We start from the raw sequence: 12,811 nt of genomic DNA on the forward strand, positions 1-12,811 counted from the left end.
GGCCCCGACAACACGGCAACACGGCAACACGGCAAGGGGGCCTGGTGGCCCCGCGGATCGCCGGGCCACCAGGCCCCCTTCTGTTCACCGGCTCACGAGCTCAGCGCGTGACCGCCGCGCAGTACGCCGGGTCAGTGGCCAGCAGGTGCCGGTGCGTGCCCTCGGCCGTGACCACCCCGTCGTCCAGGACCAGGACCCGGTCGGCGGCGTCCAGCAGGGCCGGGCTGCTCGTGATGACCACGGTGGTGCGGCCCCGCCGCAGCTCCGCGATCCTGCGCGCGACGAGCTGCTCGGTGACCGCGTCCACGGCCGTGGTCGGATCGCGCAGGACCAGCACGTCGGAGTCCGCCGCCAGCGCCCGGGCCAGCGAGAGCCGCTGGCGCTGCCCGCCGGAGAGGTTCGAACCGCGGTCGCGGACCTCGTGGTCGAGTCCCTCCCGGTGCAGGGCGACGACATCGGTCAGCATGGACGCCTCGACGGCCTCGCTCACCGTGCGGCTGGTGCCCGACGGGTCGATGTTCGTACGGAGGGTTCCCGCGAAGATCTCCCCGTCGTACGGGTTCACCAGCATGAGCTCGCGGACCGCCTCGACCGACAGCTCCGCGAGGTCCTGCCCGCCGAGCCGCACCGTGCCGCCGTACGCGGCCGGCGGCACGTTCACGGCCAGGATCGAGGCGAGCTCGGCCGCCGCCCGCGGCTGGTAGACCGCGATCGCGGTGAACTGGCCCGCCGGGACGTGGAACTTCAGACCCTGGAGGGACTCGTAGCGCACGCAGTCGATCTCCAGGTCCCCGCCGGGCGCCGGGCGGGCCGTCCCCGGGGCCGCCACCGGCGGGGCGGTCAGCACCAGGGCCATCCGCTCCGCCGAAGCGCGGGCCATCATCACGTACTTGGGCATGTCCGAGAACAGCCGCAGCGGCTCCATGATGAACTGCGCCAGGCCGACGGCCATGACGAGCTCACCGATGCTGATCTGCCCGTCGAAGGCAAGCCAGCCGGCGGTCAGCGTCACCGAGGCGGCGAGGATCGCGTTCAGGCCCAGCGCGGTACCCGTGTAGACGCCGTTCACCCGGGCGACGGTGATGGCCTGTTCCTTCGCCTCGGTGCTGACCTTCCGGTAGGACCGGAACGCCGCGTGGTTGCCGCCGAATCCGTGCAGCGGGCGCAGGCCCGTGATCAGGTCGGCGACCTTCGCGCCCGCCCGCGCCACCCGGGCCTGCTGCTCCTGGGTGCTGCTGCCGATCCGCTTCGACATCACGCTGAGGGAGGACAGGATCAGCGCCGTTCCCACCATGACCAGCAGGCCGAGCCGCAGGTCCGCCAGGCCCAGCGCGACCGCCGCGACCAGCACCGCGACCGAGGAGCTGATCAGCATCGGTACGACCTCGACGATGTCGGCGGTCTGGTCGGCGTCCTCGGTGGCGATCGTGAGGACCTCGCCGGACTTGAGGTCCACGTCCCGGGCCACCGGCTGGAGGCCGCAGGACGCGACCCGCACCCTCCAGTGGTGGGCCTCGGTCGTGTTGGCCTTCTGCAGGATGCGCATCCCGAACCGCCACGACAGCGACACGGTCGTGATGATCACGGCCAGCACGGCGATCGAGAGGACCAGCGCCCCGGGGCTCCGCTCGCGCATCGTGTGGTCGACGATCACGCCGAGCGCGATCGGGAAGGCCGTCTCGCCGGCCTGGTACAGGCCCATGAGGACGGTGCCCCAGACCATGGCGCCGCCGTTGCGGCGTACGGCGGCCGTGAGGATGTCGGATCCCGCGCGGCGGGATCCGTGGACGTCAGGAGTTGTCATCGATGTGCCCGGCAATCGCTTCGGGGGTTCGCAGGGTGAGCAGGTCGCGGATGGTGATGGTCGGGCCGAATTCACGGCGCAGGAGTCCGACCAGGCGTACGGCCAGCATGGAGTGTCCGCCGAGCGACACGAAATCGCTCACGGCGCTCACCTCGTCCTCGTCCAGGTCCAGGGCCTCGGCGAAGAACTCGCAGACCAGGACCTCGGTCTCGGTCTCCGGGCCGCGCTCGCCCGAAGTGGTCAGCGCGCCCAGCGGCTTGGGCTCCGGCAGGGCCTTGGTGTCGGCCTTCCCGTTCACCGTGAGCGGGATGGCGTCGACCTGGGCGTAGTGCGTCGGGCGCAGGTAGTCGGGGAGCCCGGCGCCCACCTCGGCGGCGACCGCCGCCAGGTCGGAGCCGTCCGCCAGCACGAGGTACGCGGCGAGCCGGTACGCGCCGTCCACCTGCGGGTCGGGCTGGGCGACCGCGGCGGTGAACCGTACCGCCGGGTGCGCGGCGAACGCGGCCTCCACCTCCCCCAGCTCGACGCGGTGGCCGCGGATCTTGACCTGCTGGTCGGTGCGGCCGAGGTACATCAGGTTCCCGTCCGGCCGGCGGATCACCAGGTCGCCGGTGCGGTACATCCGCTCGCCGGGGGCGCCGAACGGGGAGGCGACGAACCGGTGCGCGGTCTGGGCCGGCTGGCCGAGGTAGCCGCGGGCGATGCCGATGCCGGAGACGTAGAGCTCGCCGGGAACCCCGTCGGGCAGGGGCCGCAGCCACGGGTCCAGGACGAACACCTCGGTGTTGTCGATGGCCACGCCCACCACCGGGTCCTGGCACTCGAAGGTGCCGACGCCCAGGGTGTTGATGGTGTATTCCGTGGGTCCGTACAGGTTGTACCCGACGGTGCCCTCGGTCTCGGCGAGCCGCTGCCACAGGGTCGGGGTGACCGCCTCGCCGCCCAGGAGCACCAGCGCGGGGCGCCGGTCCGGGTTGTCGAGCAGGCCCTCGGCCGCGAGCTGCTGCGCGTAGGTCGGGGTCACGTTGACGACGTCGATCCCGTGCTCGCGGCAGTAGTCGACCAGCGCGGGTGCGTCGCGGCGCAGTTCCTCGTCGCAGATGTGCACCTCGTGGCCGTCGGCGAGCCAGAGCAGCTCCTCCCACGACATGTCGAAGGCGAAGGACACGGTGTGCGCGATGCGGAAGATCCGGTTGTCGTGCTCCGCCAGCACCGGCGCGAAGATGCGCCGCTGGTGGTTGATCAGCATGTTGGTGAGTCCGGCGTACTCGGTCACGACGCCCTTGGGCTTGCCCGTGGAGCCGGAGGTGTAGATCGTGTACGCGGGGTGGCGCAGCCGGTCCGGGTCGTCCGGTGCGAAGGTCACGAGCGGCTCGGCTTCCGGAAGGGGCCGGTCCAGTTCGATCAGGTCGCCGGACCCGACCGGGCCGCCGGTCAGCCGGGGCGAGACGGCGCTGACGGTGAGGATCACCTCGGGCCGGGCGTCCGCGACGATCGTGGCGATCCGCTCGTCCGGGTGGTCCAGCTCCAGCGGTACGTACGCGGCTCCGGTGCGCAGTACGGCGAACAGCGCGACGATCCAGTCCAGCGTGCGCGGGATCGCCAGGCCCACCGTCTTCTCCGGGCCGATGCCGCGTCCGGCGAGCACGCCCGCCAGCAGGCGGCTGCGGCTCTGGAGTTCGGCGAAGGTCATGCCGCGGCCCTGTGCGACGAGCGCGACCCGCTCGGGAGCGCGGTCCGCCGCCAGGTCGAAGCGGTCGACCACCGTGTCGGTGCCGATGTCCGTACGGTCGGCCGGCGCGGGCACCGGCCCGAGGCCGGGCAGTGCGCCCACCGGGCCGGTGGACCGGGCCAGGTCCTGGAGCAGGCCGACGTAGTCGTCGAGGAGGCGGCGGGCGCTCGCGGAGTCGCCGTGGCGGTGCTCCAGCTTGACCGTGAGCCGGTCGCCGGGGGTGACGACCCAGGTGAACGGGTAGTGGGTGGAGTCGTCCGACTTCACCTCGGTGATGCCGTGGCGGGCGTTCATCTCCGCGAGCCCGTCCAGGTCCAGGAAGTTCTGGAGCACGAACAGGTTGTCGAAGAGGGTGTCGTGGCCGCTGGCCCGCTGGATCTCGCCGAGCCCGAGGTGCTCGTGCTCCATCGCGTCGACCCGGGCCGCCTGTACGGACGCCAGGTACTGGCCGACCGTGTCCCCGGGCCTGGCCCGGGTCCACATCGGCACGGTGTTGAGCAGTACGCCGACGATGTCGGACAGGCCCTCGCCGTCGCGGCCGGACACGGTGACGCCGAACACGGCGTCGCCGCGGCCGGTGTGGGCGCCGAGGAGCAGGCCGAAGGCCCCGGTGAGGACCGAGTTGAGGGTGACGCCGTGCGCCTTGGCCGTCTCCCGCAGCAGCTGCGACTGTTCGGCGGTCAGGGTGTGCAGCAGCGCGGGCGGCAGGTCGTCCGAGAGGGCCGGCGACGGTCCGGCGAGCAGCGTCGGGCCGGTGAGCCCGGTCAGGTGCTCGGCCCAGAACCGCTCCGAGAGCGCCGGGTCCCTGCCGGCGAGCGAGCGTGCGTGGTCCTCGAAGGCCGGTACGGCCGGGGCCCTGTCGGGCTGTTCCCCGGCGAGCAGGGCCCGGTAGGCCTCGAACAGGTCGCGCAGCACGATCGCGCGGGACCAGCCGTCCCACAGCAGCAGGTGGTAGCTGAGGAGCAGGCCGTCGCGGCCGTCGGGCAGCCGGATCACGGTCAGCCGGACCAGCGGCGGCTCGGCCGGGTCGAAGCCGGTGTTGCGGTCCCGGACGCGCAGGGCCTCGACTTCCTCGTCGGTCGACAGCTCGACGGTGTGGACGCCGACCCGGCGGCCCGCCTTGAGGACCTGGACCGGGTTGCCGTCGTCGTCGGTGGTGAAGCCGGCGCCGACGACGGGGTGGCGGGCCATGACCACGGCCATGGCCTCGGTCAGGGCGTCGGTGTCGAGGCGGTGGTCGAGGGCGAAGTAGCTCTGCGCGACGTAGTGGCCGGCCGTACCGGCCAGCTGGGCCTGGAAGTACAGGCCCCGCTGGAGGGCGGTGACCGGCGCGGTGCGCTCGGCCGTCGCGGAGGCTTCCGCGAGGGTTTCCAGGGCGTGCAGCCAGTGGGCGGTGATCTCGTCGGGGATCTCCTCGGCGAGGGTGAAGTGCGCGTGCAGGCTGCCGGTGGCCGCGTCGGTCCAGGCGTTGACCTCCACGGCGTACGGGCTGCCCTGGTCGCCGCCGGTGATCTGCGGCGCCCGGGACTCGCCGCCCCGGCCGAGGTAGTTGAAGAGCACCTGCGGGCGGGCGGTGAGCAGCGGGGCCGTCTGCGGGTTGAGGTAGCGCAGCCGGCCGTAGGCGAGGTGCCCGGACTCGTCCGGCTGGCGCGCCGCGAGCTCGCGGGCCGCCGCGACCGGGTCGGTGTGCGCGGTGAGCCGGACGGGCGCGATGGCGGTGAACCAGCCGACCGTACGGGTGTAGTCGTGGTGCTCCTCCACGGCCACCCGGCCGTGCCGCTCCAGCTCGATCGCCAGATCGGTGGGCACGGGCTGGATCCGGGTCAGTGCGGTGCGCAGGGCGCCGCACAGCAGCTCGGTGAGGGCGACGCCGAGCGCGGCGGGGGCGGTGCGCGTCACCCGGTCGGCGGCCTCGGGGCCGAGGACGACGGTGGTGTCGCGCAGTGCCCCGGACGCGGGCAGCAGCGGGGGCGCCTCGAGGGTGTCCACCCAATGGCCGAGGTCGTCGGCGCCGGCGGCGGACCGCAGGGTCAGCGCGTCGGCGTACTCGGCGTAGGAGGTGGTCGCCGGTGCGAGGGGCTCGCCGCGCAGGGCGGCGGTCAGGTCGTCCAGCAGGATCAGCCAGGAGACCGCGTCGACCGCGATGTGGTGCACGGTGACCACCAGGGTGCCGGTGGCCGCGAGCCAGGTGAAGGCGGTGACCTCCCCGGTCTCCGGGTCGAGCCGTCCGGCGGCCTCGTCGGCGGCGGCCGTGGCGTCGGCCGTGTCCGCGCGGACCACGGTGGCCCCGCGGGCGGGTTCGGTGCGCAGGGTCCACACGCCGTGCTCGGTGCGCAGGCGCATCCGCAGGGCCGCGTGGGCGGCCAGTACGGCGTTCGCGGCGCGCTCGATGTCGGCGAACGCGGTGCCTTCGGGGACCTCCACGGTCCGGGCCTGGGCGAACCGGGCGAGGGAGCCGCCCAGTTCGCGCTGGCGCAGGATGATCGGCGTGGGCGCCAGCGGGCCGTCCTCGCGGCGCGCGGGGTTCGCGGCGGGGGCCTGGGTCCGCGGTGCGCGCGTGCCCAGGAGCCCGGCGAGCGCGCGCGGCGTCTTCAGGAGGAACACGTCGCGGGGTGCGATCGGCAGGCCGAGCGCCCTGGCCCGGTTGACCACGGTGATGGCGATGATGCTGTCGCCGCCCGCGCCGAAGAAGTCGGTGTCGGCGTCGGCGTCCGGGTGGGACAGGGTCTCGGCGAAGATGCCGACGAGCGAGGCGAGCGCGGAGGCGGTGACGGCACCGGTGACGGACTCGGTGACGGACCCGCTGACGGAACCGCCGTCCACCGGGCTGTCGTCCTGCGCGGCCCGCGCGATCAGGGCCTTGCGGTCCAGCTTGCCGTTGACGGTCAGCGGCAGGGCGTCCACCGGGAGGACCCGCCCGGGCACCATGTGCACGGGCAGCTTCTCCGCGAGGAGGACGGACAGGTCGCCGGGCACCCGGCCCACGACGTGCGCGACCAGGTGGTCGCCGCTGCCGGCCACGGTGACGGCCACGTCGACCACGCCGTCGAGGTCCCGCAGCGCGGACTCGACCTCGCCGAGCTCGATGCGGAAGCCCTTGAGCTGGACCTGGTCGTCGGCGCGGCCGGTGAACTCCAGCTCCCCGTCGAGGGTACGGACGGCCAGGTCGCCGGTGTGGTACATCCGGGAGCCGTCGTTCGCGAACGGGTTCGCCACGAACCGGCCCGCGGTCAGGCCCGGCCGCCCGAGGTAGCCCAGGGACACCTGGTCGCCGGCCACGTAGATCGCGCCGACCTGACCCGGCGGCACCGGCCGGAGCCGGTCGTCGAGCAGGTGGGTGACCAGGCCCGGGATGGGCCCGCCGATCGGGCTCGCCTCGTCGCCGAAGGCGAAGTCCTCCTCGGTCAGCACCCGGTGGGTCACGTGGACCGTGGTCTCGGTGATCCCGTACATGTTGACGAGCTCGGGCGAGGCGGCGCCGTGCCGCTCGACCCAGCCGCGCAGCCGCCCGAGGTCCAGCGCCTCGCCGCCGAAGACGACGCGGCGCAGGGCGGGAAGGGGCTCACCGGAATGCCGGTCGGCCTCGACGAACTGGTAGAAGGCCGACGGCGTCTGGTTGAGCACGGTCACCCCGCGCTCGCGGACGAGCCGGTGGAAGTCGACCGGGGAACGGGTCAGGCCGTAGTCGGGAACGAGCAGCTCGCCGCCGTGCGCCAGGGCTCCCCACAGCTCCCAGACGGCGAAGTCGAAGGAGTAGGAGTGGAACTGGACCCAGACGTCGTCGGGACCGAAGTCCATGTCGGGCCGGGTGTTGGCGAGCAGCGCCACCACGCTGGAGTGCGGGACGACGACGCCCTTGGGCCTGCCGGTCGACCCGGAGGTGTAGATCACGTAGGCGGGGTCGTGCCAGCTCACCTCGTCAGCGGCGGCCTCGGCAGCCTCCCGCGGCAGTTCGTCGCCCTGTACGAGGACGCGTGCGGGCACGCCCGCCCGCTCCAGCAGGGCCGTGAAGCGTGCGCGCTGGGCGGGGTCCACGAGGACGGCCTGCGGGGCGGCGTCGCCGAGGACGTACTCCAGCCGCTCGTCCGGGTAGGCCATGTCGAGCGGGACGTAGGCGCCGCCCGCGCTGACGATCGCGACCAGGGCGACGACCTGCTCGATGGTGCGCGGGACGGCCACGGCCACGCGCCGGCCCGGGCCGACCCCGGCAGCGCGCAGGGCGGCGGCCAGTTCGTCCTTCGCGGCGGCGAGTTCGCCGTAGGTCAGCGAGCGGGTGGCGCCGTCGAGCGCGCACTGGGTGACGGCGGTGGCCGCCGGGTCCCGCCGCGCCGCGGCGTCGAAGAGGGCGCCGAGGGTGGTCGGGGTGATCCGCGCGGGGGTCCTGCCGTCCTGCGGTGCCAGGTCGCCGACCGGGGCGTCCGGCCGGGTGAGCAGGCCGGTGAGGGTGTGCGAGAACCGGCTCAGGATGTCCCGGGCGCTGCTCTCGCGGAGCAGTTCGCCGTCGTAGATCAGGTTGAAGCGCGGGCGCCCGTCGAGGGCCCGCTCCACGACCAGGGTCAGCGGGTAGTGCGGGGCTCCCTCGTTGACGAGGGCGGTGACGGAGAGGGTGTCGCCGGCGCGGCGCAGGGCGGCCACGTCGGTGGCCACGTCGAACACGACGAGGGTGTCGAAGAGGGAGCCGACGCCCGCCAGGCGGCCGATCCGTGCCAGCGAGACGTGCTGGTGCGGCAGGACGGCGCCCTGGTGCTCGCGGACCGAGGCGAGCAGGTCGCGCGCCGTGGTGGCGGCGGACCACCGCGCACGCAGCGGGACGGTGTTGATGAACAGGCCGACCATGTCCTCGATGCCGGGGACGTCGGCGTCGCGGCCGGACACCGTGGAGCCGAAGACCACGTCGGCGGAGTGCAGGATCCCGCCCAGGGTCACCGCCCAGGCGCTGTGCACGGCCACGCTCAGCGGTACGCCCGCGGAACGGACGGCGGCGTCGATGTCCGGCGAGGGCAGGACGGAGGTGTCGGCGAACCGGTCGGACGGGGTGTGCTGCGGGGCCACCAGCGAGGGGCCGGGCAGTCCGGCGAGCTCGGCGCCCCACACGCGGTCGCTCTCGTCGGCGTCGCGCTCCGCGAGCCAGCCGACGTAGTCGGGGAAGCCGCTCAGCGGGTAGGTGCTGCCCGGCGCGTGGTACTCGGCGAGCAGCGCGCGCAGCATCGGGGGGACCGACCAGCCGTCGGCGAGGATGTGGTGGACGGTCTGCACGAGGACGTCGCGGCCCGATTCCGGGTCGCGGACCAGCGTGAACCGCATCAGCGGGCCGGTGACCAGGTCGAATCCGGCGCGGCGGTCCCGCTCGGCGAGGTCGTGGAGTTCCGCGTCGGTGATGCCGGGCCGCTCCACGGTGGTGAAGGGGGCCTCGGCGCCGCTCTCCAGGACGGAGACGACGCGGCCGTCGGCGAGGGCGGTGAACCGCGCGGCCAGGTTCGGGTACAGGGTGAGCAGCCGGGAGGCCGCGGCCGCGAGGCGGGCGGGGTCGAGCTCGCCCTCCAGCGTCAGCAGCTGCTGTTCGACGTAGCTGCCCGCGGAGTCTTCGTCGAAGACCGAGTGGAAGTACAGGCCTTCCTGGAGCGGGGTCAGCGGGAGGACGGCGCGCAGCGCGGGTCCGTCGAGGGCGTCGACGTCGGCCTGGGTCAGCCGCACCAGCGGGAAGTCGCTGGGCGAGTGGCCGCCCTCCTCCAGCGCGGCCAGGGCGGTGAGGGCCGCCTGGAAGTACCCGCCGATGGCCTCGATGTCCTCGTCGGTGAACATCCCGTCGGGCCAGGAGAGGGTGGTGACGAGTTCGTACGCGCCGGTGGCGGAGGGTTCGGCGATCGCGTTGAACTCCAGGGCGCGCGGCAGGCGCATCCGCGGGTCGCGCTTTTCGCCGAGCTGGCCGGTGGTGCCGGAGAGCTGCCAGTCCCCCGAGGCGCCGGCGTCGAAGCGGCCCAGGTAGTTGAAGAGGACCTGGGGTGCCGGGGCCGTGAAGGCGGCATCGGCCAGGTAGCGCAGGGCGCCGTAGGAGACGCCGTTGCTCGGCACGCGGGCCAGGTCCTCCTTGACCGCCTTCAGCGCGGCGGCGAGGTAGCGGGGGTCGGTGAAGTCGCCGGTCGTGCCGGGGTCCACGGTCACCGGGAACAGGGTCGTGAACCAGCCGACGGTCCGCGACAGTTCCGGCTCGATGCCGGTGGCGCCCGCCACGTGGCGGCCTTCGCGTCCGTGGCCCTCCAGCTCGATGTGCGCGAAGGTCTGCTCCTGGCCGCGGCCGCGGCGCCACCGGGCGAGGGTGACGGCGAGCGCGGTCAGCAGGACGTCGTTGACGCCCGCGTGGAACTTCGCGGGGATCTCGCCCAGCAGCGCCGCCGTGGCCTCGGAGCCGACGGTGAAGACCCGGGTCCGCTCCCGCTCGACGGTGTCGGCCTCGGACGGGGCACGCCTGCCCAAGGGCGCGTCGGGGCCGGGCAGGGGGCGCTCGTAGTGGGCGCGGTCGGCGTCGAAGCCGGCGCTCTCCAGGAGCTGGGTCCAGCGTCGGAACGAGGTTCCCACCGGGGGCAGTTCGATCGTCTCGCCCGCGGAGAACTCGCCCGCGGAGAACCGGCGCCATGCGGTGGCCAGGTCCTCCATCAGGACCCGCCAGGACACGCCGTCGACCACCACGTGGTGGGCGACCAGGACCAGCTGGCGGGCCTCGCGGCGCCAGACGGCCCGCAGCATCACGCCGTTGTCCGGGTCCAGTCCTTCGGTGGCGAGGGCGACGCACGCGTCCAGCGGCCCGCCGCTCTCCTGCCAGTCGGCCGTGGCTCCGCCGGCCTCCGCGATGTCGAAGCTCCAGCGGTCCCCGCGCACCAGCCGGGCGCGCAGCATGTCGTGCCGGGCGACGACGGAGTCGAGGATCGGGCCGAGGGCGTCGGCGGTGAGGTCCGCCGGGGTGTTCAGTACGACGGCCTGGACGAAGCCGTCGACGGCGTCGGTGGTCCGGCCGAGCCACTGGACGATGGGCGATCCCACGACGGGACCGGTCGCCACGTCGGCGTGGTCCGCCCGGGCCGGGTCCTCGCGTCCGGCGACGGCCGCCAGGGCGCCCAGGACGCTGTTGGCGAAGATCTGCCCCGCGGTGACGTAGAGGCCCGCTTCGCGCAGGGCGCTCAGCAGGGAGATGGCGAGGATGCTGTCTCCGCCGAGCTGGAAGAAGTCCTGGTCGACGCCGACTTCCTCCAGCCGCAGCACCGAGGCGACGGCCGCGCACACGGCGCGCTCCTCGTCGGTGGAGGGGCGGAGGGACTCCCCGGTCACGATCTCGGGTTCCGGCAGGGCGCGGCGGTCCAGCTTGCCGTTCGCGGTGAGCGGGAACTCGGTCATCACGACGATGTGGGTGGGCACCATGTACTCGACCATGTGCTCGGTGGCCCAGGCCTTGACCTCGTCGGCCCGCAGCTCTTCGCTGCCGGCGGCCGGGATCACGTACCCGACGAGGTAGGTGCCGCCCGCGCTGTTCTTCTTCGCGATGACGCAGGTGTGGCGTACCGCGGGGTGCTCGGCGAGGCCGACCTCCACGTCCTCCAGCTCCAGGCGCATGCCGCGGATCTTGATCTGGTTGTCGGCGCGGCCGAGGAAGTCCAGCGAACCGTCGGGGGCGAACCGGGCCAGGTCGCCGGTGCGGTAGAGGCGGGAGCCGTCGGTGGCGAAGGGGTTCGCCACGAACCGGGAGGCGGTCAGTCCGGGCGCGTTCACGTAGCCGCGGCCCAGGAGGAAGCCGCCGACGTAGAGCTCGCCGCCGACGCCGACCGGGACGGGGCGCAGTTCGTCGTCGAGGACGTACAGCTGGGTGTTGGGGTTGGCCTTGCCGATCGAGGTCGACAGGCGTTCGGCCTCGCCGCGGTAGATGACGTGGGAGACGCCGATGGTCGTCTCGGCCGGGCCGTAGCCGTGGTACATGGGGATGTCGAGCCGGGTGCGGTACCGCTCGTACAGCTCGGGGGTGAGCACCTCGCCGCCGCACCACACGTGGCGCATGCTGTCGAGGCGGTCGGAGTCGCCGGCGATCTCCAGCAGGACGTCCAGCATGGAGGAGACGAGGTAGGTGAAGGTGACGCGGTGTTCGGCGATCACGCCGAGCAGGTGGTGCGGGTCGCGTTCGCCGCCGGGCCGCAGGACGACGAGGCGGCCGCCGCACACCAGCGGGAGGAAGATCTCGTTGATGGATATGTCGAAGGACAGCGGCGCCTTGAACAGCGAGGCGTCGTCGTGGCCGAAGCCCAGGATCTCCTCGACCTGCCACAGCAGGCGCTCGCTGATCGCCTCGTGGCGGATCATCGCGCCCTTGGGGCGGCCGGTGGAACCGGATGTGAAGATCACGTAGGCCAGGGAGTTGCCGTGCGCGGTGATTCCGGTGCCCTGGCCGGACTGGTCGGCGTACCGCCAGTCGTCGAGGTCGACGGCGGCGGCGGCCGGTTCCGCGGGGTCGTGCTCGCCGGAGTCGTTGAGCTGCAGCACGACCCGGGCGTCGTCGATGACGACGGCGCGGCGCGCGGCGGGCCACTGCGGGTCGAGCGGGACGAAGGCGCAGCCGGCCTGGAGGACGCCGAGCAGGCCGATCACCATGTCGGCGGAGCGGCCCAGCGAGATGCCCACGACCTGCTCGGAGCCGAGTCCGCGGCCGATCAGGTGGTGGGCCAGCTGCGCGGACAGCTCCGCCGCCTGGCGGTAGGTCAGCGAGCGGTGTTCGTCGACGATGGCGACCGCGTCCGGCCGCAGGCGCGCCTGTTCGCGGAACAGCTCCACGATGGTCGGCCGGACCCGGTCCGCCGCGTTGTCGTTCCATTCGGCCAGGGTGGTGAGCCGCTCCGCCACGGTGGACGGGCTGATGGTGCCGAGGGCCCGGTCGGGGAAGTCCGCCAGGTCGTCCAGCGCGAGCTGGGCTTCGGACTGCGGGACGCTCGCGGGGACCGCGATGGCCCAGCCGTCCGGGGCCGCCTCGCCGGTCTCCCAACCGGCGGGCGCGCCGCCGCCGTTGTCGACCCATCCGAGGACGTCCGCGAAGAGCGTGCCGGGGGTCAGGTCGATTCCGTCGGGGCTCTCGCCCGTCGCCCAGTACGACAGTCCGAGGGCGCAGGCCTCGGCGATGGTCCGGTCGGAGTATCCGCCGGTACGCCGGCGCACGTCTGCCAGGCGCGTAGGAGAGATCAGCACGAGACGAGCGCTCGGTTCCATCATTGAAGACTCAACACCCTTCCAAGGTAGCAAGG

The 12,811-nt window shown here is 73.4% G+C and carries 2 protein-coding genes; both read right to left on the reverse strand.

Features of this window, described 5'->3' with window-relative positions:
* Nucleotides 1-100 precede the first annotated feature (100 nt).
* Nucleotides 101-1,804: an ABC transporter ATP-binding protein gene (locus OG730_RS10330; protein WP_327303969.1), complete on the reverse strand. Its 1,704-nt coding sequence runs from the start codon at nucleotides 1,802-1,804 to the stop codon at nucleotides 101-103.
* The gene (locus OG730_RS10335; protein ID WP_327303970.1) at nucleotides 1,791-12,779 is read right to left on the reverse strand and encodes a non-ribosomal peptide synthetase; all 10,989 of its coding nucleotides are present in this window, start codon (nucleotides 12,777-12,779) and stop codon (nucleotides 1,791-1,793) included. Before OG730_RS10335 ends, OG730_RS10330 begins: the two co-directional genes overlap by 14 nt.
* Nucleotides 12,780-12,811: the final 32 nt, after the last annotated feature.

Origin of the sequence: Streptomyces sp. NBC_01298, from assembly GCF_035978755.1 — a bacterium.
In the GTDB taxonomy this organism is placed as follows: domain Bacteria; phylum Actinomycetota; class Actinomycetes; order Streptomycetales; family Streptomycetaceae; genus Streptomyces.